Consider the following 22,916-nt stretch of genomic DNA (forward strand, 5'->3'; position numbering starts at 1 on the left):
CACCACCAAATGGTCTTGGTCGAACGCATGTTCATGGGCGAAATCCATAGCGGCGAAAAGCGGGATACGCAACTGGTTTGAAAGTCTGTCCAGTGGCCGCTGCTTATGCACCCCATGGCACATCGCCAGAGCCGGCGCCCGCGACTAGCTTGAACATTCATCGCAGCAAGATGGGAGGAACACCAATGACCGAGCAGATCGACCGCGCACGCGCTTTCCACGCCCTGCATGTGAAGGGAAATCCTGTCGTGCTCTATAACGCCTGGGATCCGGGCAGCGCCAAGATCGTCGAGAAAGCTGGCGCCAAGGCAATCGCCACCGGAAGCTGGCCGGTCGCGGCAGCTTTCGGCTACGCCGATGGCGAGAAAATCCCGCTGGAACTTGCGCTCGACAACATCAGGCGCATCGTGGCCGCCGTCGAGCTGCCGGTGACCATGGACCTCGAGGGTGGCTATGGCGTCGACCCGGAAATCGTTGCCCGTACCGTCACGCTGGCACTACGCGCCGGCGCCATCGGGTTCAACTTCGAAGACCAGATCGTCGGCGGCACCGGCTTGCACGACATTTCCGTTCAGGTGAAGCGCATCGAAGCCGCCGCCAGCGCGGTCAAGGCCTCCGGCATCCCAGCCTTCATCAACGCCCGCACCGACATCTTCCTTAAGGCGAAGCCGGAGGCGCATGACGGCGTGCTGCTCGACCAGGCCATCGAGCGGGCGGAGGCTTATGAAAAGGCCGGCGCCAGCGGTTTTTTTGCTCCGGGCCTTGGTGATGAAGGCCTGATCGAAACGGTCTGCAAATCGACCACGCTGCCGGTCAACATCATCGCGCTTGCGCATGTGCCGCCGCGCCAGCGGCTGGCCGAACTGGGCGTCGCCCGCGTCAGCCATGGGCCCGTGCCATACCGGCAAATGGCGGAATGGCTTGAGGCGAAGGCGCGGCAGGCGATTTCCGGTTAATTCAGTCCTCGAGCGTCCCCGACCTGGCGTCGGCGCTCTTCCTGTCGCCGACCAGTTTCAACAGGTCTTCGCCGGTGCGGATGATGCGGCGCGAGCGGCGGGTCAGGATGATGCCGTCCTGCGGCGCGAAGACTTCGGTGCGGCCATCGGCTTGGCCCGGCGCGTGGACGATGGTGGCGAGGCGTGCGCCCCTGGTGACGCGGTCGCCGGGCCTCACGTCGTAGAGCACCGCACCGCCACGGGGCGCCGGCATCATGTCGATGTTCTCCAGAGGCGCCGCGACACCCTTGAACGGGCCGGGTGCGGGCAAGGCGGTGTCGGATATCACGCCGCGCGCCGCCAGCAGCCGGTAGAGGCCTTCGGCGTCGGAAGCGGCAAGTGCGCCATCGACATCGAGGAGGCCGCGATACTCGACCGTGGTGGCGACGCGCCTGTCGAACTTCGCCACATCGGCTGATACGTTCTGGTAGGGCATGATCGAGGCACCCTCGAAGGTGCCGTCGGTGTCCTCGCTCCACAGCACCACGGCATCGACGCCCATGGCGGCGGCGCAATCGGCCATTGCAGGCCACAGGCTGGTGTGGACGTAGAGATAGGCAAGGCCCTCGTCGTCGCAGTGCAGGTCGAGCACGATGTCGTGGCCGAGCGAAAGCTGCACCAGGCGCGACTTCAGCCGCTGGTCGGCGCCGCCAAACGTGACGTCCGGCAAAAGCCTGGTGTCGGGCGCCGCAAGCAGCGGAAAGCCGCGATTGAAGTTGGTGCGGGTGCCCAGATGAAAGCGGCCTTGGTGCTCGCCGAAATGATATTGCGCGCGGCCGATCGGGTTGGCCCAGGGCACGATGGTGATGTTGCCCCTGATACGACCTTCGGCCTCAGCCTTGTTGAGAGCCGGCATCAATGCATCGATGGCGACGACACCAGGCAATTCGCCGGCGTGGAGTGCCGCCTGCAGATAGGCCGAAGGTGCCGCCTTGTCGGCACCGGCGAAGCGGAACACCGGGAATTCGTAGGAAACGCCTTCGCTGTCCCCGGCGATGTGTTCGATCGATTTCTGCATGACTTCCTCCATCAAGAACAAGAAGACATGCCCATTCGAAGGTGCCGATGTCGATTGGTCCAGCCCGCCGCGCCATGGGCGCAAGCGGTTACTCTGCGGCAGGCTGGAGGGCGGCGACCGGCGCGCGCCGATCCAGCGCCTGCGACAGCACCGCCACAGTGACCGCCAGCAAAGCGAGCACCGCTCCGACCAGCGGCAAATTGGCATAGGAAACACCTGCGGACAGCGCCACGCCGCCGATCCAGGCGCCACCGGCATTGCCGACATTGAAGGCACCCTGATTAAGTGTAGCGGCGAGGTTAGGGCCTTCGGAAGCCGCCTCGACGACACGGATCTGCAGCGGCGGCACGACGACGAAGATGAGCAGGCCCCATAAGAAGACGATGCCGACGGCAACGCTGGCGATGGCGCCGAATTGCATGAAGCCGACGAACAGCAGGGCCATCAACAGCAAGGTGGCGATCACTGTCGGCATCAGTTTCCAGTCGGCCAGCCTGCCGCCGATGATGTTGCCGATGGTCATGCCGGCGCCGAACAGCAAAAGCACCCAGGTGACCGCCGCGGTCGACAGCCCGGACACGTCGGTGAGGTAGGGCTTTATGTATGTGAAAACGGCGAACAGGCTGGCCGAGGTCAGCGCCGCGATCAGCATCGCCAGCCACACCTGCAGCTTGCCGAGCACGCGGACTTCGGCGCGCAGGCCGCCGCCGCTCGGCTCCGTGACCTCGGACGGTACCAGCCAGGCGATGGCCGCGACCGAGATCAGGCCGATACCGACCACGGCGAGGAAGGTGGCCCGCCAGCCGAAGGCTTCGCCGAGTGCCGTGCCGGCCGGAACGCCGAGGATGTTGGCGAGCGTCAGGCCCGCGAACATCAGCGCGATGGCGCTGGCACGCTTGTTGCGCGGCACCAGGCTCGCCGCGACGACCGAACCGATGCCGAAGAAGGCGCCGTGGCCGAAGGCGGTGAAGACGCGCGCAGCCATCAGGAGCCAGTAATTGGGCGCGATGGCGCAGAAGAGATTGCCGACGACGAAGAGCGCGGCCAGTCCGATCAGCACCGGCTTGCGGGGCAAATGCGCGGTGGCCATGGCCACGACAGGCGCGCCGAAGACGACGCCCAGCGCATAACCGGTGACCAGCAGGCCGGCGGCGGGGATCGTCACGCCGAGATCTGCGGCGACCTCCGGCAGCAGGCCCATGATGACGAATTCGGTGGTGCCGATGCAGAAGGACGCAATGGCAAGCGCAAGGATCGGCAAAGGCATGGGAGGTCCAGACTGAATCGGTTCAATTTCAGACTGCGCGAGGATCCCTGCCGGGCACAACAGACATTGCCGCAATGCAGCAATGCAGAAAGCGTGGAGCGGATTGAAACGGGGCGCCGAGACGCCTCGCAGAGCGGCCCGGCGATTCTAACAAACGCTGAACCGCTCCAGTCTCAGGCCAGAGGCTTCAGCTCCTGGGCGATGGTGGGCAGCAGTTCCGAGACATTTGGGTGGATGTGAACCGCGCGCGCCAGCGTATCGACCGGCGCCTTGGCGTACATCAGGTCAAGCACGCAATGCACCGCCTCGTCGCCGCCGGGGCCGAGCACCGAGCAGCCGAGGATTTCCCTGGTGTCGGCATCGACGAGGATCTTCATGAAACCCTGCGTCTCGCCCTTTTCGACGGCCCGGCCGACGCGGGTCATAGGCCGCTGGCCGACCAGCGCGCGGCGGCCGGATTTCTTTACTGCCGCTTCGGTCATGCCGCAGCGGCCGAGCGGCGGGTCGATGTAGAGCGCATAGGCCTCGATGCGGTCGCTGACCTTGCGCGGGTCGTCGTCGAGCAGATTGGCGGCGACGATCTCGTAGTCGTTGTAGGAGGTATGGGTAAAGGCGCCTTTGCCGTTGCAGTCGCCCATCGCCCAGATGCCTGGCACGCTGGTGCGCAGCTGGTCGTCGACGACAATCGCGCCGCGTCCGTCGACCTCGACGCCCGCCTTGTCGAGACCGAGATCGTCGGTATTGAGCGTTCGGCCCAGCGCAAGCAGCACATGCGATCCGATCGCGGGCGGCTTGCCGGCGGAGAAGGTCACGGCAATATCCCCACCATGTTTGGCGAAGCCGATGTTGTCGGCGCCGACATGGACCGCGATGCCTTCGTTTTCAAGGATCGACAGGATGGCGGCCGAGACGTCCTCGTCCTCGCGGCCGGTCAGGCGCGGGCTCTTTTCGATGACGGTCACTTCCGAGCCGAAGCGGCGGAACATCTGCGCGAATTCGAGCGAGATGTAGCTGCCGCCGACGACGATCAGGTGGCGCGGCAAAACGTCGAGATCCATCATCGAGGAGTTGGTCAGATAGTCGATGTCGTGGATGCCGGGCAGGTCCGGCACCGAGGCGCGGCCACCCGTATTGAGGAAGATCTTTTCGGCGGTCAAAAGGTCGTCGCCGACACGCACCGTGTTGGCGGATTCGAAGCGGGCATGGCCGCGATAGAGCGTGCAGCCCTTCATGCCGGCGATCCAAGTCTCCAGATTGCCACGGGCGTCGTTGGTGACCTTGTCCTTGCGCGCCTTGATCCTTTGATAGTCGACGCCGACAGGACCGCCGAGCGTGACGCCATAGTCGGCGGCGCGCCGCGCCAGATGCGCGGCATAGGCGCTGGCGACCATGGTCTTGGTCGGCATGCAGCCGGTGTTGACGCAGGTGCCACCGACCAGCTTGCGCTCGATCAGCGCCACGCTCATGCCCGCGGCCGTCATGCGGCCCGCCAAGGGCGACCCCGCCTGGCCAGCGCCGATGATGATGGCGTCGAAGGTCTTTGTGTTTAAGGTCTGGGCCGTCATGCCGCCGCCACGATCAGCAGGCCGCCGATGATCGCCACCGCGTCCTCGATGAAGGCAGCGGGCGGGTCCTTGCCGAAAGCGGCCGCCAGCCGGCCGCGCGCTTCGGCACCACCCAGCGTGCCGATGACCGCGCCGATGGCGCCGGCGATCAGGCAGACGATGGTGGCACCGCCGGCCGCGCCGAGCACCGCGCCAGAAAAGGCGCCGAGCAGGATGCGGGCGCCGAACTGCTGCGGCACTTTACGGCTCGGCGTCGACGGCAGCTGGTCGGTGACCAGTTCGACGATGGCCAGGATGGTGAAGATGCCGACAGCCGCCCAATGGCCCATGAAGCTCGCCCAGGTGCCGGCAACCGGCAGCCAGCCGAGATAGGCGCCCCAGGCGACGGCGGCAGGTGCCGTCATGGCGCGCAGGCCGGCAATGACGCCGATCAGAAGTGCAAGAATATAGAGCATGGTCGATCCCCCTCGATCCCAGGCCGGAACGGCCTTGAAACGGCAGGCTACCATAGGTCGGATATTTGGCTAGACCGCAGCCTCACAAGCGCAGCCACAGCGGATTGAGGCGGGTCAGTTGGCTGGTGGAGCATTGACCGCAAATTGCGCGGCGAAAGCCCTGACATAAGCGGGTCGAGCTTCGCCGCGCGCCACATAGGCGGCCAGGTTTTGATATTCGTCCAAAATGCCTGACATTCTCAGTCGCAGCAGCACTGACACCATCAACAAGTCGCCCGCGCTGAACGCATCATCGAGCCAATCGGCGACGCCAAGATGAGCCGAGAGCTTGTCCAGCCGGGCGCGAACACGGTCCTTTACCAGCGGCAAGCGCGCCTCGCTCCAAGGCTTGTCGGCTTCGAAAATTCTTGCCGTCGTCAATTCGAGGATCGGCGGCTCGACGGTGTTCAGGGCGGCAAACATCCACGTGATCGCGCGGGCGCGGGCATCGCGATCCTTCGGCAGCAGGCCTGCATGCTGCTCGGCAAGATGAAAGATGATCGAACCGGTCTCGAACAGCGAGAGAGAACCGTCCTCATAGGTGGGGATCTGGCCGAAGGGATGGATGGCCAGATGGTCGGGCGCCTTCATCTCCGCGAAGGAAACAAGACGAACCTCATAAGGCTGCCCCACTTCTTCCAGCGCCCAGCGAACGCGGGTATCGCGCGCCAGTCCCTTGCCTCCATCGGGCGATCGTTCAAACGCTGTGATCGTGATTGTCATCGCAGTCGGATCCTTGCTCAGGCGAATTTCTTCGGCTTCCTTTCGAGGACGAATGAGCTTCCTGGAAATCGACACCGGTCTTGAACTATTTTCATTGCCGGTGCGGATCGCGAATGGCCGCTTGCCATCAAAGCCGTGATAGCACGCTGGCCAATTCCGCAAGGCCGCGTATCCTGGGTTATGGGTTCGGGTCCTAGTCGTTGCCCCGGCGCTGTTCGCAATGATGTCAAACGGAGGCACTGCCATGGTTCAGAGCGAACGTGCGAAAATGGCGGCCGGCGAATGGTATATGTGCCTGGATGACGATCTTGGCGCGTTGCGCGCCGTGGCCGCGGATGCCGTGTTCGAACACAATACGCTCCCGCCTCGTCAACGCGGGAACCTCGGGCCGGCCCTGCGGACACTGCTGGGCGGCGTGGGCGAGGGCGCCCGCATCGAGGCGCCGTTTCATTGCGCCTACGGCTTCAATCTCTTTCTCGGCGACGGCGTCTTTCTCAATGCCGGCTGCACCATTCTCGACACCGCGCCGGTGCGCATCGGCAAAGGGACGCTGCTTGGCCCCAATGTGCAGATTTATTGCGCCGAGCATCACAAGGAGCCGGCAGGGCGGCAGGCGGGACTGGAGATCGCCAGGCCGGTCACGATCGGCGACAATGCCTGGATCGGCGGCAGCGCGGTCATCCTTGGCGGCGTCAGCATCGGCGAAGGCGCCATCGTAGGCGCCGGGGCCGTGGTGACCCGCGACGTGGCGGCGAACACCACCGTGGTTGGCAATCCGGCGCGGGTGGTCAGTCGGGGCTGAGCGCACTTCCCACAGGCTGTCGATACGACAGGGCGGACGCCATGCGCTCGTCCTGGTCAATCCGCCTTGAGAATTCGCGCCTATACTGCGCCGGCGACGTTTTCAGTCTCGCGGAAAAGTGCTGGCGCAGCGAGGTGGCGCTGCCGAAGCCGGCCTCGAAGGCGACGATGTCCATCGATTTCTCCGTCGCTTCCAGCAACCGCTGCGCCAGTTCGATGCGCTGGCTTGTCAGCCAATCGCCAAAACTGGTGCCGATCGATTTCTGGAAGCGGCGGGTGAAGGTGCGCCGTGTCAGGCCGGCGGTCTCGGCGACGCTGTCGAGGCTGTGCGTTTCGCCAAGCGTAGCGCGAACCGTGTCGAGCGCCCGGGTGAAACGGTCGGCATTGGCGCTTTTTGCCACGGGGCGCTCGATGAACTGCGCCTGTCCGCCCTGCCGGTGCGGCGAAAGCACGACGTGCCGGGCGAGCCTCAGTGCCGCCTCCGCGCCATAGCGGGCGCGTACGATGTGCAGACAGCAGTCGAGCCCGGCGGCGACGCCGGCGGAGGTTACGATGTCGCCATCGTCGACGTAGAGCACGTCGGGATCGACTGAAATGTCGGGATGAAGGGCCTGCAACTGGTCAGTATAGGCCCAATGCGTGGTCGCCTTCCGTGCCGAGAGCAGGCCGGCGGCGGCGAGGGCAAAGGTGCCGAGACACAGGCCCACGATCAGCGCGCCGCGCCGGTGAGCACGGCCGAGCGCTTCCTCGATCGGTTTCGCCAGCGGCGCCTCGAGATCCTTCCAACTCGGGATGATGACGATATCGGCGTCTTCGAGCGCGGCAAGCCCGTGCGGGACCAGGATGCTCAGCCCCGCATCGGTCCGGATCAGACCTTCCTCGATCCCGCAGACGCGGAAATCGAAGCGTGGCAGGCCAAGGCTGGTGCGGTCCGCGCCGAACACCAGGCAAGGCACCGAGAGATGGAACGGGCTGATGCCGTCGAAGGCAAGCACGGCAATGATAGGAGCGGTCATGGGGCGATTTTCCAGTGGGAATGCGGATTGTCCCAATTCTTTCGAATGATGTCAATCGGGTCACTTTTGCCAGATTGCAGAGAGCCTATCCTTGGCTGGTCGCATCCAGCCCGAAAGGAAAACACCATGTCCGAGCCAGCCAACACCGCGCCGCGCCGCGCGCTCGTCGTCATCGACGTCCAGAACGACTATGACGGCGGCAATCTGGCTATCCAGCATCCGCCGTTCCGCGACAGCGTGGTCAACGTGGCGCGCGCCATGGATGCCGCCGCCGCTGCCGGCATCAAGGTGGTGGTCGTCAAGCAGATGGCGCCCGAGACCTCACCGATCTTCGCCAAGGGCAGCCATGGCGGCGAACTGCATCCGGAGATCGCCAAGCGTCGTCGCGATCACTATGTCGAGAAGAATTTGCCGAGCGCCTTCACCGGCACCGACCTCGAGGCCTGGCTGCGCGCCAACGCCATCGATACGATCACGGTAGTCGGCTACATGACGCACAATTGCGACCTGTCGACCATCATCCATGCCGTGCATATGGGCTTTGCGGTCGAGTTTCTGTCCGACGCGACCGGCTCGGTGCCTTACGCCAACAGCGCCGGCTACGCCTCGGCCGAGGAGATCCACCGCGTGGTCACGATCATCTTGCAGTCGCGCTTCGCGGCCGTGCTGAAGACCGCCGAATGGGTCGAATGCCTGAGGACAGGCACTCTGCCTGAACGCGATACGATCTATTCATCCAACCAGCGGGCGCTGGCGCGCAGCGCGGCGTAGAACGATCCGCAAACAAAAAGGGCGCCGCATCGTCGCGGCGCCCTTTTGATTGTCGGGACGAAGGATCAGAACAGGCCTTCGATCTGGCCGGCCTCGTTGAGGAAGATCTTTTCCGACGATGGCGCCTTGGGCAGGCCGGGCATGGTCATGACCTCGCCGCAGATGATGACGACGAAGCCGGCGCCAGCCGAAAGCCTGACCTCACGCACCGGCACGGTGTGGCCGGTCGGTGCGCCGCGCAGGTTCGGATCGGTCGAGAAGGAGTACTGGGTCTTGGCCATGCACACCGGTAGGTTGCCGTAGCCGGCCTGCTCCCAGGCGTGCAACTGGTCACGCACCGACTTGTCGGCGATCGCCTCCGAGCCGCGATAGATGCGCTGGACGATGGTATTGATCTTCTCGAACAGCGGCATCGCGTCGGGATAGAGCGGAGCGAACTGCGAGGCGCCGGATTCGGCCAGCGCCACCACCTTGTTGGCGAGCTCCTCGATGCCGGCCGAGCCCTTGGCCCAGTGCTTGCACAGGATCGCCTCTTCGCCCATCGAGGCGACATAGTCCTTCATCGCCTGGATTTCGGCGTCGGTGTCGGAATAGAAATGGTTGATGGCAACCACCGCCGGCACGCCGAACTGCCTGATGTTCTCGATGTGGCGGCCGAGGTTGGCGCATCCCTTCTTCACCGCTTCGATGTTTTCCTTGCCGAGGTCTTCCTTCTTGACGCCGCCATTCATCTTCATGGCGCGCACAGTGGCGACGATGACGGCTGCCGCCGGCTTCAGGCCCGCCTTGCGGCACTTGATGTCGAAGAATTTCTCGGCGCCAAGGTCGGCGCCGAAGCCGGCTTCGGTGACGACGTAGTCGGCGAGCTTCAACGCCGTGGTGGTGGCGACGACCGAGTTGCAGCCATGCGCGATGTTGGCGAACGGGCCGCCATGCACGAAGGCGGGGTTGTTCTCCAGCGTCTGCACCAGATTGGGCTGCATGGCGTCCTTCAACAGCACCGCCATGGCGCCGTCGGCCTTGAGGTCGCGGGCATAGACCGGCGATTTGTCACGGCGATAGGCGACGATGATGTCGCCGAGGCGCTTTTCCAGGTCCTTCAGGTCGGTGGACAGACACAGGATGGCCATCACTTCCGAGGCGACGGTGATGTCGAAGCCGGCCTCGCGTGGAAAACCGTTGGCGACGCCGCCGAGCGAGCAGATGATTTCGCGCAGCGCCCGGTCGTTCATGTCCATGACGCGGCGCCACACGACGCGGCGGGTGTCGATGCCGAGCTCGTTGCCCCAATAGATGTGGTTGTCGATCAGCGCCGAAAGCAGGTTATGTGCCGTGGTGATGGCGTGGAAGTCGCCGGTGAAATGGAGGTTCATGTCCTCCATCGGCACGACCTGCGCGTAACCGCCACCGGCGGCACCGCCCTTGACGCCGAAATTCGGGCCAAGCGAAGCTTCGCGAATGCAGACGATCGCCTTCTTGCCGATGCGGTTGAGACCGTCGCCGAGGCCGACAGTGGTGGTGGTCTTGCCTTCGCCGGCCGGGGTCGGGTTGATGGCGGTGACCAGGATCAGCTTGCCGTCCTTGTTGCCCTTCACCGATTTGATGAACTCGGCTGAGATCTTGGCCTTGTCATGGCCGTAGGGCAGCAGATGTTCGGTCGGGATGCCGATCTTCTGGCCGATCTCCTGGATCTGTTTTTTCTTGGCGCCACGCGCGATCTCGATGTCGGACTTCACTTCGGCCATGACGGCTTTCCTCTGGATTGGACGGTGGAGGGGACGGTGTTGATGTCATTCGCAAGAAGGCTGGAACCGGACGCGCGGGCATCTAACCCTGTCGCTGCGGTTGCGTCAACTTTCATGCAACTATGTTTCCTATAGAGAAAATTCCTCTGCGGCGGGCCGACCTATTCCCGGTTCTTTATGGCTCCGCTTGCCGCGCCGTATAGAAGCCAGAGCAGCGGCGCTTCCGCCGTCTCAAAACAGCCGCACAATGCACGGAATGCGACAGACGCGACGACGCAAATCCGCCATCGCTTGGGTTGCCACAGAACAGCGCTACTGCGTCAGCACGTTGCTGATTTCGACCATGTTGGAGCGTACCCGAAGCACGTAAAAGCCCATCGTCGTCAGGTGCGTCGGCAGCAGCCAGCCGTCCTCGCGGCCGTTGGCGATGATGAAGGGCTGGATGCGCAGGGCCGACACGAATTGCGCGTCCATCGTATCCCAAAGGCTCTGCAGGTGCTTTTCCTTGAGGACGTCCTCGAAGTCGGCTTGGGCGCCCTTCATCAGGCCGTAATAGCCATAGAGCTGGCCATAGGCGAACCAGTAGCGGTCGTCGGCACGGAAGTCGAACCAGCCATTGTTATGGTTTTCGGCGCGTTCCTTGAGGATGGCCGAGGTCGAACCGATGTCGCTGGCGATGCGATCGATATATTGCTTCAGATTGTCCGCGCGCGCATCGAAAGTCGCCTGGCAGGTGGCGAGGCGAGCGTTGAAAGAGCGCAGATTGCTCATCGCGCGCCGATACATGCTGGGCGTCGTCGCGGTCATGCCGTTGCGGCTGATATACCAGATGGACTCGTCGTACTGCAGCTGGCCACGAGCATCCTGGAGATTGGTATCGATCTGCGAGGTGGTGCGCACACGGCCGAGGTTGTCGGCAAGCTCGGTGGCTGTGCGCCGCACCGCCTGATTGATGCCGCGCTGGAACGAAGCCTTGTTGTCCATCCATGGCGTGTCGTCCCAGTCGATGCCGAACAGGCCGAGCTTGTAAAGGACCATCGACGAGACCCAGGCGTTCTGGTTGACGTTGAAATCGATCAGGTCTGCAGCAATCTGGGCGATACCGGAGTTGCCGCAGGTCCTGGCCGTGTCGGTGCCGGCGCCCGCGGCGACCTGCTCGCCCGCGGAGATGTTGCGCTTTTCGAAGCTGTATGTGTCGGGATAGCTCGGGTTGAAATTGCTCCACCACTGGGTGGCGTAGAAGAAATTGGCGTAAAGGCCGATAAGCACCAGCAAAGCCAGGCCAACCACCGCCTTCAGGATCCAGCCGCGCTGCGTGTACCAGCGCCCGGCCCACATGAACGGCCACAGGATGACGCCGATCACAAGGCCGATGCCGCGGCCGATCCACTGGAAAATGCGGGTGAAGAAGTTCACGATCGGATCGAGCATGGCGATGTCACCCCCTCAACATGATGCCAAAAAGTTGCGGACTTTTTGGATAACATCATGCACCAAAACAACAAATTAGAACGGAATGACGGTTCATTTCGTTCTAGTCGGTCAGGCCATAGAGGCGTGTGCGAAACGCCACCTTGTCCTTCAGATATGTGGTTTTCAGAACGTCCACAACATGCGATCGCCAGGCGTCGCTGAAGCCGTCATAGTCCTTGTAGAAGCCGTCCTTGTTGAAGATGTAGCGCGAGACGAAGTCCGACGGCACGAAATCCGAGATCAGCCGGTTGGTCAGCCAGGCGTCGGGATGATCCGGCCTGGCGCGTATCACCAGGAAGCGCTGCCGCGGCAAGACATCCTCGATCTTGAGGTGGCCGAGCTGGGCGATCTCGCGCTTGGCGGCGTTGAGGAAGGGGAAATTGCCGTCCTTCGTAATCAGGTCGGCATGGCTCTGGATCCAGGTCTGCAGCCAGACCTTGTCGACATCGGTCAAATTGCGGTTCGGCTCTGCGTCGCGGATCAGCGCGCGCACCACCATTTCGGCGCGGTGCTCGAGATAGCCAGAGGCCTCGATCCAGGAGGCGCGCGGCAGTTCGATGCGGCCGGTGGCGGCCAGGAATTTGAACACCTTGTCGGCGTCCTTGATCGAGAGATAGCTCACCTGCCAGGGTCGCGAGCGGCGGAAGCCGGGGGCGGCCGGATCGCTGATCACCGTCGTCATGTCGGGATCGACGAACACGTAGAGCCCGCCGAAATGGCTGGTCCAGTAGGCGTTGTGACGGAAGATCACCTGGTCCGGCACCAGCGCGTTCTCGCGGATATCGCCGCAGACCTTGGCGAGCTCGACCATGCGGGTCAGCATGGCATTGTCGCGCCAGGCGTCAGGCTCCTGCTTCAGGCGGTCGACGAGCTTGCCGAGTTCAGCGGCCTTGCCCAGCACGTCCTCCGCCGACAGCACCTTGAACTCGACCTGGCTGATCGACAGCAGGTCCTCGATGTCGTTGACCTTGGGAACGGAGTCCTCGATCTCGCCGTAGATGACGTCCTTGATGGTCAGCGCGTCGATGGCGCGCTGGTTCCTGGTCATGAACTCGAACATAAGCTGCGAGGTGTTGGAGAAGGCGGTGTGCACCACCGGCAGGTCGATCTGCGACGGTGTCAGGATGATGAAACGGCGGTTGACCTCGTTGGGATCGAGATAGTCGTAGTCGCCACACTCCTCGGCCACTTCGGGCGAAAAACCGGTACGGTCGATCTGGAAGGTCGTCAGTTTGGTGGGCTTCTTGCCGAAAGCGGCCAGCGCCTTGTTGTAGCGCTGGATGAGATGCGGCTCATCGATCGTCAGCAGCCGGCCATAGATGAGTTCGTTGTCGCGCAGGAGGTCGGGTTTGCGGGCGGTCATGTCGAAGAGTCCGAAGGGTTTTGCCTGACAAGGCGAAGCGCTAACGCTGACGCCCCCCTCTCCCCGTTCTTCACGGGGAGAGGGTAAGGGTGAGGGGCGGCGCTGACGGTCAAGAATACGTCTCCCCATAGCCTTCGGCGGCGAGAAATCGAAGATCATTCGTTTCGACATGGCGATCGAGACGCCGCTCGATAGCCGCCAATATTGTTTCGAGCACCGCGTCCCGTTCCTTTAATACGTCGACGTTCCAAAAGCGGAGCACAGACCAACCACTTGAAATCATGAATTGATCACGGACCTGATCATATTTGTTGCCTGCGTGTTGACTCCCGTCCACTTCGACAACCAGGCGGCATTCCCTGCAGGCAAAATCAGCAAAGTAGCTGCCTATCGGAACCTGTCGAACGAATTTGTGGCCATTTAGTCTGCGGTCGCGCAATTCCATCCAAAGTGCGCCTTCGGCATCATTATCCGATTGCCGCAGACGTCTTGCCCTTTTGGTCGTCGTGATTTCCGGTCCACGCATGCGCTGCCCCTCACCCTTACCCTCTCCCCGTGAAGGACGGGGAGAGGGGGGCGTCAGCGTTGGAGCCACACTTTTCAACACCCGCGGGCAACGAAGGAAATTCACGCATTCCACAGGCCCTTCTTCTTCATCTCCTCCATCTCGCGCGTTGCCCTCTCGCGCAGCCTGGCGTCACGGAGCAGCTTCTCCACCGCCGCATCATCTGATTTGTCGGAATAGCGGAACTCGGAATCGGCGTAGCGATTGATCTCCTGCATGACCATGTCCATCGAAAACGGGCCGCGCAATTCCTCGATCATCGCTTTCTTGTCGTCGTAGCTCTTGTGCATGAAGGCTTCCGGCTTTTCGAACCAATCGTCGGGAAGCTCGATGTCCATGGCGCGCATCTTGATGGCGTCGGTGACGTTCTTGATGGCGCGGCCGGTGAAGCGCGGTTCGGCGTCCTTGATCAAGTGCAGGTAGGTGCCGATGTCGGCCATGGTCTTGGGCGCGCCATTCTCCTTCATGTAGCGCTCATAGACCCGCATCAGCCCGTCCTCTTGCGGCTTTTCATGCTCCTCATAGGCTTCGGTCACGGCGCGCTGGATTTCCTGCGCGGCGTAGAGTTCGTGCTTGCCCAGAGGGATCTCGTGGTTCTTGCCGGCAAGCAGCACGAAAATGTCGATATAGTCGTCTCGCGTCTGCGGCCCGTCGACCAGCCAGCGGGCGCCGGCGCGCTGGCGCAGCGCGTCGTCGACATTCTCGGGATAGTTGGAAAACATGCCGAACGAGCAATTGCCGCGCACCACGGTGGCGGCACCGGCAAAGGCATCCATCAGGACGCCGGTGATCTCCTGCTGGCCGGCCGAGGCGCGGTCGTCGGAGCGCCGCGCCGCCACCTGGTCGATGTCGTCGATGGTGCCGAAGCCGATGACGCGCGGATTCAAGACATTGTTGATGAACTGGCGGCAGTTCTGGCCCGACTTGCCCTGGTAGGAAGAAATCTGGTCGACGCCGAAATTCTCATAGGCGAAGGGATAGCCGGCGACCTGGCAATAGCCGTTGACGAGGCCGGCGATCATCTGGATCAGCGTCGTCTTGCCGGTACCGGGCGCACCGTCGCCGATGAAGGTGAACAGGAAGCCGCCAAGTTCGACGAACGGGTTCAGCTCGCGCTCGAAGTCGTAGGCCATCAGCATCTTGGCGAGCTTGACCGACTGGTATTTGGCGATGTGGTTGCCAACGACCTCTTCCGGCGTCTTGAAGGTCATCACCAGCGGCTTCGAGCGCTTGCCCGGCGCGACATCGAAGCCGTCGAGGGTGAAGTCGTCGGCATCGATGCGGATATGGGCGTTCTCGAACGGGCCGATGCCGTCGAAGCGATCCTTGCGCGCGAGCAGGCCGTCGATGGCGACGCGGGCAAAGGCGCGGGCGCGGGTCATTAGGTCGGCGTCATCCGAAGCACCGGCAATTGCCTTGTCCAGGCCGGCAAGGATCGACTTCACCGCGTCCTGCGGCGTGTCGAACAGGAAATCGGGCTCGGGTGTATCGTTGGGCGCCTCGCCATCGCTGTCGATCAGCTGGAAGAGATAGGACGACAGGCTGAAGGCGGAAATGTAAGCGGAGGCTGACAGAAGCTTCTTGAAGGTGGCGGCATCGTCGCCTTCGAGCGGGGCGCGGGCGTTGCGCGCCTGCAGGCTTTCGAGGTCGGAGCCTTCGGCAAAGACATCCGATACGGCCAGCGCAATCGCCGTGCCGCGCCGGGCGCGGAACAGAAGCATGTGCTGCGGGATGGTGAGCAACTGGTCGTCGGGATGGACGGCGCCGACGGTCTTCGTCAACTCGACCTCGCGGGTGCGGCGCACTGAGCCGACCGAGACGGTGGAGACGAAGCGGCGGTTGGTGCCGGCCAAGGTCGTGCCGGATTCCCGCGACGGATCCTCCAGCACGACGATGCGGGTGATAAAACTCTGCGCGGTGGCGCGGTGCTTCTCGATCGCCGCTTCCGGGATGGTGGTCAGGCCGGTGTCCATGAAGGATGCTCCGTGGTGTGACGGTCAGACGTCCGAGATGACCTGTCCGTTGGACAGGACGTGAACCTTGTAGCCGGCGAATATCTTTTGCGCCTCGCCGGCGGCGTAGAGGGCCTGGTAGGCTTCGTGCGGAATGAGCGCGTGATTCTCGTAGCTCGACACGCCCTGTCGCGCGGCTTCCAGGTCGTCGGTATTGATGAAGAATTCCTCCGACGACGGTTCGCTCGACCACAGGCCCTTGCGACCGGGTTTTTCGCCCTTCGAATAGACCTCCTGGATGGTCCAGGTCAAAAGCCAGGCGTTTTCGGGCTTGCGCACCTTGGCCAGCACCTCGGCGACAACGGAATTGTTTTCTGTGATGCCTGCCGAATAGAAGGGACCGAGCACCACGCGGCGCAGCTGCTTGGGGTGAAGGTCGGGGAAATCCTTGTCGACGTTGACGGCGATCGTCGCCGGCGAGAGCGTGTAGGCCGAGTTCTTCTCGGTGAAATCGTCGAAACGGTGGGCGAGCTCGGGATTGAGCAGGCCGTTGACGGGCAGGGGAATGTCGACCTTGTCGTTCAGTCTGCCATTGTCGACAAGCTGCCGGATCATGCTTTCCGAGGAATCCTCCACCGTCACCATGTAGACCAGGGGCAGGTTGGCGCTGCCGTCGAAGGTTGCCCAGTGAACGAGGTAGTAGGGCCGCGCCGTGTTCGGATTGACCGACACCTTGGCGGTCTGCGCCAGTGTGAACGGACCGAAGGTCTGCTCGCTCTTGACGTCCTCGAGATAGAGCCGCTCGGCCATCGATTTCTGCAGCGCCTCGGGAAACTCCTTGTGGCGCAGGATGAAGTCGGCCATCTCCTCGCGCAGTTCGCCGGCCTGGGGAATGTTGGCGAGCCGGCTGTCGGCCTGGCGGCGGTCGTTTTCCAGTTCGAGCAGGTTCTGGAACACCGGGTAGCCGCTTTCGGCGCGCGAAATGCGGAACGTGTCCATGAAGCCCAGCCGGTTGCGCCAGCAGGAAAAGGACTTGTCGAGCCGGGCGATGTATTCGGCAACGATCTTGGCGACGATGCCGTGCCGGTAAAGCGGCGAGCGGTCGTCGCGCATGAACACTTCGAGGCCGCTGAGCGCGGCCGTGATTGCCGAGAAATACCGCGCCGCCGCGTCGTTTTCGGGGGTCATGCTGTCAGCCCTGGGATTGCCGCACCGGTCCGTGCGGCCCAATTATGACTGCACGTAGTTGGCTGAATTGTGCTTCTTCAGCACCTCGTCGAAACGGCGGGCGAAGGCGTCGTCGGCCAGCTTCTTGCGGCGCTGGATGTCGGCGCTGGCCACCATGTTCTTCTCGTGCATCTCCAAGAGGTCGCCGATGTGCTTCTGCGAGGCGGCGCCGATGCCGGCCATGGTTTCCTCGGCCGTGTTGTCGACTTGGCTGCCCAGCGTGTTGATCTTGTGGGCGACGTCCTGCTGCGCGGCGGTCTTCAAGGAATCTTCCAAAGCCTTGTAGAGCACGATGCGCTGTTCGGTATCGATGGTCAGCTTGTTGATCAGCGTCGACTGGGCGGCGATCTGGTTGTTGAGTGAATCGACGAAGGTCTGGAACATCGAGGTGTAGCGTTCCAGCGTCTGGCTCTCGGCCAGCAATTCCTGTTCCTTGGCCTGCTTTTCATTGTATTCCGTGGCGAGCTTGGAGCGCTCGCCTTCGAGCTGCGTGCGGTCCTTCTGGCTGGTCGAGGCGGCGATCTTGTTCTCGATGTCGAGCAGCATCGGATTGAGCTCCTCGATGCGCTTCTGCACGGTTTCGAGGTTGGTCATGGTGGTCTTGCGGCGTTCGATAACCTGCGACAGGCTGGCCTCGGAGGTCTTGTAGCGCTGGTCGAGAACTTCCTTCTGCGCCTTCAATATGCCGACGATGGTGTCGGACTTGGCCAGCAGTTCCTGCAAATTGCCGGCGAGCGACATGTTGCGCACGCGGTCGGTGCGCATGCGCTGCTTGCGCTGCGCCGAAAAAACGCCGACGAAGTTTTCCCAGCCTGTGTAGTTTTTCATGCTCTCGAACTCGGCGCCGAAGACATTGGTGGCGTCCTCGAGGCCGATGATCAGGTCGGCGATGTTGCCTTCCATCACCTTCTGCTGCTTCAGCACATCCTCGATGCGGGCGTTCTCGATGTCGAAATTGGCGTCGCCGATCTTCTTGTCGGCGGTGGCGAGTGTGTCGAGCACCGTGCCGGATTGCTCGATCCTGGTGCGCATGTCCTGCACGACCTGCTTGGTCTTGGCAATTTCGGCATCGAAATTCTGCAATGTCGCCATAAGGGCCTCCCGCTTCGACATCAGGTCGCTGATCGCGAACAGCGGCGAATATATGTGGGGTATCAGGGGATTGAAAGACGTGAAGACAAGGACAGCGCGAAAACAAATATCCGGCCGAAACCCTTGAAAGGCAATGCAGCCGTGGTCATGGCGTGATCAATTGGCCGGCCAAGCCTGGTTCAGCTGATTTTGAACTTTCATGCCGGCAAAGCAATCAGTCCACGCCGAAGCGGATGGCTCTGAAAGCCGACAACAACTGACCATTTGCAGCCCCGACAGGGTGCGCAAACTGGCTGTCTTTCGACGAACGGCGTCTGCTCAAGGCTTGGGATCGGCCTTGAGATAGGCGATGACATTGGCGATGTCGTCGTCATTGCCAAGGCCGCCAAAGGCCATCCTGTTGCCGGGCACCTTCAGCTTGGGCGATCTGAGGTATTCGGCAAGATTTGCCTCGTCCCAGACGAGACCGGCAGCCCCCGCGCTCTTCATGGCGTCCGAATAATAGCCGAGGAAGCTCTCGGCCGTCCCCGCCGTGCGGCCGACGACGCCCATCAGATGCGGGCCGACCTTGTCGCGGTCGGTCGCCGCCTCATGGCAGGCCGTGCAACGGTTGAAAACATGTTTGCCTAGCACAGGATCGCCCCCGGCTTGGGTGGCAACGGAAGTGGCAAGCAAAAGAAGGCTGGCGGACAAGACGGCTCGAAGCATGGCTGACTCCGGAAAAGCACTGGCTGAGGGCGGAAAATAGGGCGCTGACCTTGACAAAGGCAACTTGGAATGGCGTGACGGCAAGAGGTGGCAGCGGCTCCCCGATGCCGACGTTCAGCGGCCTTCGTTTCAACCGCTGACAAAGCCGATGAAGTCGTCGGGTGCCGCGCGCCCCATTTCCTCTTCCCAATGACGGCGGCAGAGCGAGACATAGACGTCCTTGCCGATCGCCACCTGTTCGCCCTGCCGGGCCACCTTGCCGTCGGGACCGAGACGCACGACCATGGTTGCCTTGCGGCCGCAGCGACAGATGGTGCGCACCTCGCGCAAATCGTCGGCGATCGCCAGCAGGGCCTGTGAGCCGGGAAACAGCTTGCCCTGGAAATCGGTGCGCAGCCCGTAGCACATCACCGGGATGTTGAGCCGGTCGGCGATACGGGCAAGCTGCCAGACCTGTTCCTCTTCCAGGAACTGCGCCTCGTCGACGAAGATGCAATGTACCGCCGTATGCTGGTGATGCTCGGCAACGCGGGCGAACAGGTCGTCGCCGTCGCGGAACATCTCGGCCTCGGCTTCGAGCCCGATGCGCGACGAGATCAAACCGCTGTCGCCCTTGCGATAGTGGCCGGCGACGAACAGCATCGTCTCCATGCCGCGCTCCCGGTAATTGTAGGACGCCTGCAACAGCATGGTCGTCTTGCCGGCGTTCATCGTCGCATAGTGGAAGTAAAGCTTGGCCATGCCGCCCTTTTAAGCCGACTTGCCGCCGCGCGGGGAGGGGGCGCCGCCGCATTCCCCTGAAAAAGCCGCCATTGCCGAGGCAGATTGCGCTCAGGCGCGGCACGGAAAGCGCCGGCGGTGTCGCTGATTGGCCACCCAGCGCCGTTGATCGTGATTGCCTTAGCGCTTGAAACCACTCCAGAATGGTGTTTGGCTGACGAAACAAGGCGGGCACAAAAACCGTAACTTCGCTCCGCCAAAGAATCGAAATGGGAGAATACAGATGTCGCGTATGAATTCCTTCGTCGCCGGCCTAGGCTTGGCGGCTTTCCTGTCTACGAGTGTCGCCTTCGCCGGCGATCCGGCAAGCTGCAAGGCGGTACGCCTCTCCGATGTCGGCTGGACCGACATCCAGGCCACCACCGGGCTGGCCTCGGTGCTGCTCACCGCCCTCGGCTACGAGCCGCAGGTGATCCAGCTCTCGGTCCCGGTGACCTATGCGTCGCTGAAGAACAAGGACCTAGACGTCTTCCTCGGCAACTGGATGCCGTCGATGACCAACGACATCAAGGATTACACGGCCGACGGTTCGGTCGAGACCGTCAGCCAGAACCTGACCGGCGCCGGTTACGGCATCGTCGTGCCGACCTATGTCGCGGATGCCGGCGTCAAGTCGCTGACCGACCTCGGCAAGTTCAAGGACAAGTTCAACGGCAAGATCTACGGCATCGAGGCCGGCAATGACGGCAATCGCATCATCCTCGACATGATCAAGAACCCGAAGGACAATCTCGACGGGTTCGAGCTGGTCGAATCCTCGGAGGCCGGCATGCTGACGCAGGCCGAGCAGTCGATGAAGAGCAATGAGTGGATCGCCTTCCTCGGCTGGACGCCGCATCCGGTGATGGGCGCCATGAAGATCACCTATCTCGACGGCATGGGCGACAGCGGTTTCGGCGCGGCCACCGTCTCGACCAATGTGCGCAAGGGCTACATGACCGAGTGCCCGAATGTCGGCAAGTTCATCGCCAACCTGAAGTTCAATCTGGACATGGAAGGCCAGATGATGGACGCCATCCTGAAGGGCAGCGATGCCAATAAGGTGGCGACCGACTGGCTGAAGAAAAACCCGGACGCGGTCAAGCCCTGGATCGCCGGCGTGACCACCTTCGACGGCGGCGACGCGGCGGCGGCGGTCAAGACCGCGCTCGGAGGCTAAGCCGGCTTTGATTTCGGCATGACCGAAAGAGGGGCAGCCATTGTGGAAAAGGCTGCCCTTTTTCGTATCCTGTGACAAGATGACGTTGCGACAATACGGGGCCGAAGGCAGAGCTCTGCAAACGAGGGGTGAGATGGATCCGATTTCCAAATTCATGGTCGATCACAAAATCCCGATCGGCGCCTGGGGAAAGGCGTTCTTCGGCTTCCTCACCGACAATTTCGACACCATCTTCAGGGCTTTTTCCAACGGCCTCAATTTCCTGCTCGACGGGCTGGTCAACATCCTGCTTGTGGTGCCGCCGGTGCTGCTCGCCCTGGTCATAGCGGTCATCGCCTGGCTGCTGCAGCGCTCGCGACCGCTCGCCATCGGCGTCTTCCTCGGCCTGATCTTCATCATCAACCAGAACCTGTGGAAACAGACGGTGCAGACGCTGGTGCTGGTCGTCGCGGCCGCCGCCATGGCGATGGCCATCGGCGTGCCGCTCGGCATCTGGGCGGCGCACAAGCCGAAGGTCTACCGCATCATGCTGCCGGTGCTCGACCTGATGCAGACGCTGCCGACCTTCGTCTACCTGATCCCGGTGCTGACGCTGTTCGGCCTCGGCAACGCGCCCGGCCTGATCGTCACCATCATCTTCGTCATCCCGACCGCGGTCAGGCTCACCCATCTCGGCGTCGTCTCGGTGCCGAAGTCGATCATCGAGGCCGGCGAGGCCTTCGGCGCCACCAAGAGCCAGCTGTTGTGGAAGGTCGAGCTGCCCTCGGCGCTGCCCACCATCATGGCGGGCCTGACGCAGTCGATCATGCTGTCGCTGTCGATGGTGGTGTTCGCTGCCCTGATCGGCGCCGGCGGGCTCGGCACGGAAATCAACCGGGCGCTGGGCTCGCGCCGCATCGACCTTGGACTTGAGGCCGGTCTCGCCATCGTCGTGCTCGCCATCGTGCTCGACCGGATGACCCGCATTGGCGTTGGAGGCAAGAAATGACCGTCGCCGTCGATTTCAGGAATGTCGATATCGTCTTCGGCGCCGACCAGGCCGGCTCGCTGGCGATGATCGACAAGGGCGCTACCCGGGCCGAAATCCTCGAGAAGACCGGCAATGTTCTAGGCTGCGCCGGCGCCAGCCTCACCGTTAATGAAGGCGAAATCTCGGTGCTGATGGGCCTGTCGGGGTCCGGCAAGTCGACTCTGCTTCGGGCGGTCAACCGGCTCAACGTCGTGTCGCGCGGCCAGGTGCTGGTCAAGGACGGCGACCGCACGGTCGATGTCGTCACTTGCGATGAGCCGACCCTGCGGCGTCTGCGCCAGAAGCAGGTGGCGATGGTGTTCCAGCAGTTCGGCCTGCTGCCGTGGCGCACGGTGGAGGAGAATGTCGGCCTCGGCCTCGAACTCGCCGGCGTGCCGGATGCCGAGCGCAAGGAACGGGTGCATAGGCAGCTCAAGCTGGTCAATCTCGACCAATGGTCGAACAAATACGCGCATGAGCTCTCGGGCGGGATGCAGCAGCGCGTCGGCCTGGCGCGTGCCTTCGCCACCGAGGCGCCCATCCTGTTGATGGACGAGCCGTTCTCGGCCCTCGACCCGCTGATCCGCACCAAGCTGCAGGACGAGCTTCTGCAGCTGCAGGCGGAGCTGAAGAAGACCATCATCTTCGTCAGCCACGACCTCGAGGAAGCACTGAAGATCGGCAGCCATATCACCATCATGGAGGGCGGCCGCATCGTCCAGACCGGCGCCCCGGAAGACATCGTGCTGCGGCCCGCCAACGACTATGTCCGCGACTTCATCGCCAATGTGAATCCGCTGTCGGTGCTGACCGCGTGGAACGTGATGCGCGACCGCCGCGATCTCGAACAAGGCAAGGACGGCTGGGTGTGGCTCGACCGGCGCAAGACGACGCGCTTCAAGATCGACGAGCACGGGCTGGTGGCGGCGGCCGAGCGCGACGGCAAGCCGGCCGTGTGGGTGTCCTGCGCCGATGTCGAGGGTCAGCCGGAGGAATTGGCGCAGGTGTTCTGGGCCAATCCCGGCACGTCGCTCAAGACGGTGATGCTGGCCATGCACCGGTCGCAGACCGCACCCGTGGCGCTGTTCGACGACCAGTCGCGCTTCGTCGGCGCGATCGGCATCAGGGATGTGCTGTCGGCGGTGCTGCGGCGGTAGGCAGGCAACGTCAACCGAGGGCTTTCGGGTCGCATC

21 protein-coding genes are annotated in these 22,916 nt (G+C 62.9%); 6 read left to right on the forward strand and 15 right to left on the reverse strand.

The genetic code is table 11. From position 1 onward, the window contains the following. Positions 1 to 185 precede the first annotated feature (185 nt). Positions 186 to 956 carry an isocitrate lyase/PEP mutase family protein gene (locus C7I87_RS04680; protein WP_149903095.1) on the forward strand — a complete coding sequence of 257 codons (771 nt, stop codon included), beginning with the start codon at positions 186 to 188 and terminating at the stop codon, positions 954 to 956. 1 nt (position 957) lies between these two features. Here the strand turns inward: C7I87_RS04680 and C7I87_RS04685 are convergent, their stop codons facing one another. From C7I87_RS04685 to C7I87_RS04705, 5 genes are all read right to left on the reverse strand, one after another. Beyond that, on the reverse strand, positions 958 to 2,013 hold the full coding sequence (locus tag C7I87_RS04685; RefSeq protein WP_149903096.1) for a M14 family metallopeptidase: 1,056 nt from the start codon (positions 2,011 to 2,013) through the stop codon (positions 958 to 960). 88 nt (positions 2,014 to 2,101) lie between these two features. Continuing rightward, complete coding sequence (locus C7I87_RS04690; protein WP_149903097.1) at positions 2,102 to 3,280, reverse strand: MFS transporter; 1,179 nt, start codon at positions 3,278 to 3,280, stop codon at positions 2,102 to 2,104. Between the two features lie 173 nt (positions 3,281 to 3,453). Then, on the reverse strand, positions 3,454 to 4,845 hold the full coding sequence (locus tag C7I87_RS04695; RefSeq protein ID WP_149903098.1) for an FAD-containing oxidoreductase: 1,392 nt from the start codon (positions 4,843 to 4,845) through the stop codon (positions 3,454 to 3,456). Further along, entirely contained in the window at positions 4,842 to 5,300 is a 459-nt protein-coding gene (locus C7I87_RS04700; RefSeq protein WP_149903099.1) for a DUF4126 domain-containing protein, read from the reverse strand. The genes C7I87_RS04695 and C7I87_RS04700 overlap by 4 nt, the downstream gene beginning before the upstream one ends. A 114-nt stretch (positions 5,301 to 5,414) precedes the next feature. Then, the gene (locus tag C7I87_RS04705; protein ID WP_149903174.1) at positions 5,415 to 6,062 is read right to left on the reverse strand and encodes a glutathione S-transferase family protein; all 648 of its coding nucleotides are present in this window, start codon (positions 6,060 to 6,062) and stop codon (positions 5,415 to 5,417) included. Positions 6,063 to 6,306: 244 nt separating this feature from the next. On the opposite strand from C7I87_RS04705, the gene C7I87_RS04710 reads away from it, so the two are divergent. Further along, positions 6,307 to 6,864, forward strand: coding sequence for a sugar O-acetyltransferase (locus C7I87_RS04710; protein WP_149903100.1), 558 nt, complete (start codon positions 6,307 to 6,309; stop codon positions 6,862 to 6,864). Here C7I87_RS04710 and C7I87_RS04715 read toward each other — a convergent pair. After that, positions 6,851 to 7,879 (reverse strand): helix-turn-helix domain-containing protein, encoded by a 1,029-nt coding sequence (locus C7I87_RS04715; protein WP_149903101.1) that lies wholly within the window; start codon positions 7,877 to 7,879, stop codon positions 6,851 to 6,853. The genes C7I87_RS04710 and C7I87_RS04715 overlap by 14 nt on opposite strands. A gap of 126 nt (positions 7,880 to 8,005) precedes the next feature. Between C7I87_RS04715 and C7I87_RS04720 the strand changes: the two genes are divergently transcribed. Further along, the gene (locus C7I87_RS04720; protein ID WP_149903102.1) at positions 8,006 to 8,650 is read left to right on the forward strand and encodes a cysteine hydrolase family protein; all 645 of its coding nucleotides are present in this window, start codon (positions 8,006 to 8,008) and stop codon (positions 8,648 to 8,650) included. A gap of 65 nt (positions 8,651 to 8,715) precedes the next feature. Here C7I87_RS04720 and C7I87_RS04725 read toward each other — a convergent pair whose 3' ends face one another. From C7I87_RS04725 to C7I87_RS04765, 9 genes are all read right to left on the reverse strand, one after another. Next, entirely contained in the window at positions 8,716 to 10,395 is a 1,680-nt protein-coding gene (locus C7I87_RS04725; protein ID WP_149903103.1) for a formate--tetrahydrofolate ligase, read from the reverse strand. A 312-nt stretch (positions 10,396 to 10,707) separates the two neighbouring features. Further along, positions 10,708 to 11,826 (reverse strand): DUF2333 family protein, encoded by a 1,119-nt coding sequence (locus C7I87_RS04730; protein ID WP_149903104.1) that lies wholly within the window; start codon positions 11,824 to 11,826, stop codon positions 10,708 to 10,710. Positions 11,827 to 11,929: 103 nt separating this feature from the next. Next, positions 11,930 to 13,231, reverse strand: coding sequence for a DUF6638 family protein (locus tag C7I87_RS04735; protein WP_149903105.1), 1,302 nt, complete (start codon positions 13,229 to 13,231; stop codon positions 11,930 to 11,932). A gap of 109 nt (positions 13,232 to 13,340) precedes the next feature. Beyond that, positions 13,341 to 13,757: an endonuclease domain-containing protein gene (locus C7I87_RS04740; RefSeq protein ID WP_149903106.1), complete on the reverse strand. Its 417-nt coding sequence runs from the start codon at positions 13,755 to 13,757 to the stop codon at positions 13,341 to 13,343. A 101-nt stretch (positions 13,758 to 13,858) separates the two neighbouring features. Continuing rightward, entirely contained in the window at positions 13,859 to 15,769 is a 1,911-nt protein-coding gene (locus C7I87_RS04745) for an AAA family ATPase (RefSeq protein WP_149903107.1), read from the reverse strand. A gap of 24 nt (positions 15,770 to 15,793) precedes the next feature. Beyond that, entirely contained in the window at positions 15,794 to 16,936 is a 1,143-nt protein-coding gene (locus C7I87_RS04750) for a hypothetical protein (protein ID WP_149903108.1), read from the reverse strand. A 42-nt stretch (positions 16,937 to 16,978) separates the two neighbouring features. Continuing rightward, on the reverse strand, positions 16,979 to 18,067 hold the full coding sequence (locus C7I87_RS04755; protein ID WP_149903109.1) for a hypothetical protein: 1,089 nt from the start codon (positions 18,065 to 18,067) through the stop codon (positions 16,979 to 16,981). 318 nt (positions 18,068 to 18,385) lie between these two features. Further along, a complete protein-coding gene (locus tag C7I87_RS04760; RefSeq protein WP_149903110.1) occupies positions 18,386 to 18,775 on the reverse strand; it encodes a c-type cytochrome in 390 nt (129 codons plus the stop codon). A gap of 129 nt (positions 18,776 to 18,904) precedes the next feature. After that, positions 18,905 to 19,516, reverse strand: a complete 612-nt coding sequence (locus C7I87_RS04765) for a thymidine kinase (RefSeq protein ID WP_149903111.1) — start codon at positions 19,514 to 19,516, stop codon at positions 18,905 to 18,907. 262 nt (positions 19,517 to 19,778) lie between these two features. On the opposite strand from C7I87_RS04765, the gene C7I87_RS04770 reads away from it, so the two are divergent. The 3 genes from C7I87_RS04770 (at position 19,779) to choV (ending at position 22,880) form a co-directional block, all read left to right on the forward strand. Then, positions 19,779 to 20,714, forward strand: coding sequence for a choline ABC transporter substrate-binding protein (locus C7I87_RS04770; protein WP_149903112.1), 936 nt, complete (start codon positions 19,779 to 19,781; stop codon positions 20,712 to 20,714). 133 nt (positions 20,715 to 20,847) lie between these two features. Continuing rightward, entirely contained in the window at positions 20,848 to 21,702 is an 855-nt protein-coding gene (gene choW, locus C7I87_RS04775; RefSeq protein WP_149903113.1) for a choline ABC transporter permease subunit, read from the forward strand. Beyond that, positions 21,699 to 22,880 carry a choline ABC transporter ATP-binding protein gene (gene choV, locus C7I87_RS04780; protein WP_149903114.1) on the forward strand — a complete coding sequence of 394 codons (1,182 nt, stop codon included), beginning with the start codon at positions 21,699 to 21,701 and terminating at the stop codon, positions 22,878 to 22,880. Before choW ends, choV begins: the two co-directional genes overlap by 4 nt. The last annotated feature ends 36 nt before the right edge of the window (positions 22,881 to 22,916 follow it).

This window comes from Mesorhizobium sp. SARCC-RB16n, from assembly GCF_008520305.1.
GTDB lineage: Bacteria > Pseudomonadota > Alphaproteobacteria > Rhizobiales > Rhizobiaceae > Mesorhizobium.

Excerpts from the sequence above, each read along its gene's own strand:
- C7I87_RS04710 (WP_149903100.1), top strand. The coding sequence starts at position 6,307 with ATGGTTCAGAGCGAACGTGCGAAAATGGCGGCCGGCGAATGGTATATG.
- C7I87_RS04745 (WP_149903107.1), bottom strand. The coding sequence starts at position 15,769 with ATGGACACCGGCCTGACCACCATCCCGGAAGCGGCGATCGAGAAGCAC.
- choV (WP_149903114.1), top strand. The coding sequence starts at position 21,699 with ATGACCGTCGCCGTCGATTTCAGGAATGTCGATATCGTCTTCGGCGCC.
- C7I87_RS04760 (WP_149903110.1), bottom strand. The coding sequence starts at position 18,775 with ATGCTTCGAGCCGTCTTGTCCGCCAGCCTTCTTTTGCTTGCCACTTCC.
- C7I87_RS04680 (WP_149903095.1), top strand. The coding sequence starts at position 186 with ATGACCGAGCAGATCGACCGCGCACGCGCTTTCCACGCCCTGCATGTG.
- C7I87_RS04730 (WP_149903104.1), bottom strand. The coding sequence starts at position 11,826 with ATGCTCGATCCGATCGTGAACTTCTTCACCCGCATTTTCCAGTGGATC.
- C7I87_RS04740 (WP_149903106.1), bottom strand. The coding sequence starts at position 13,757 with ATGCGTGGACCGGAAATCACGACGACCAAAAGGGCAAGACGTCTGCGG.
- C7I87_RS04765 (WP_149903111.1), bottom strand. The coding sequence starts at position 19,516 with ATGGCCAAGCTTTACTTCCACTATGCGACGATGAACGCCGGCAAGACG.
- C7I87_RS04750 (WP_149903108.1), bottom strand. The coding sequence starts at position 16,936 with ATGACCCCCGAAAACGACGCGGCGGCGCGGTATTTCTCGGCAATCACG.
- C7I87_RS04770 (WP_149903112.1), top strand. The coding sequence starts at position 19,779 with ATGTCGCGTATGAATTCCTTCGTCGCCGGCCTAGGCTTGGCGGCTTTC.
- C7I87_RS04735 (WP_149903105.1), bottom strand. The coding sequence starts at position 13,231 with ATGACCGCCCGCAAACCCGACCTCCTGCGCGACAACGAACTCATCTAT.
- C7I87_RS04700 (WP_149903099.1), bottom strand. The coding sequence starts at position 5,300 with ATGCTCTATATTCTTGCACTTCTGATCGGCGTCATTGCCGGCCTGCGC.
- C7I87_RS04720 (WP_149903102.1), top strand. The coding sequence starts at position 8,006 with ATGTCCGAGCCAGCCAACACCGCGCCGCGCCGCGCGCTCGTCGTCATC.
- choW (WP_149903113.1), top strand. The coding sequence starts at position 20,848 with ATGGATCCGATTTCCAAATTCATGGTCGATCACAAAATCCCGATCGGC.
- C7I87_RS04685 (WP_149903096.1), bottom strand. The coding sequence starts at position 2,013 with ATGCAGAAATCGATCGAACACATCGCCGGGGACAGCGAAGGCGTTTCC.
- C7I87_RS04715 (WP_149903101.1), bottom strand. The coding sequence starts at position 7,879 with ATGACCGCTCCTATCATTGCCGTGCTTGCCTTCGACGGCATCAGCCCG.
- C7I87_RS04725 (WP_149903103.1), bottom strand. The coding sequence starts at position 10,395 with ATGGCCGAAGTGAAGTCCGACATCGAGATCGCGCGTGGCGCCAAGAAA.
- C7I87_RS04695 (WP_149903098.1), bottom strand. The coding sequence starts at position 4,845 with ATGACGGCCCAGACCTTAAACACAAAGACCTTCGACGCCATCATCATC.
- C7I87_RS04690 (WP_149903097.1), bottom strand. The coding sequence starts at position 3,280 with ATGCCTTTGCCGATCCTTGCGCTTGCCATTGCGTCCTTCTGCATCGGC.
- C7I87_RS04755 (WP_149903109.1), bottom strand. The coding sequence starts at position 18,067 with ATGGCGACATTGCAGAATTTCGATGCCGAAATTGCCAAGACCAAGCAG.
- C7I87_RS04705 (WP_149903174.1), bottom strand. The coding sequence starts at position 6,062 with ATGACAATCACGATCACAGCGTTTGAACGATCGCCCGATGGAGGCAAG.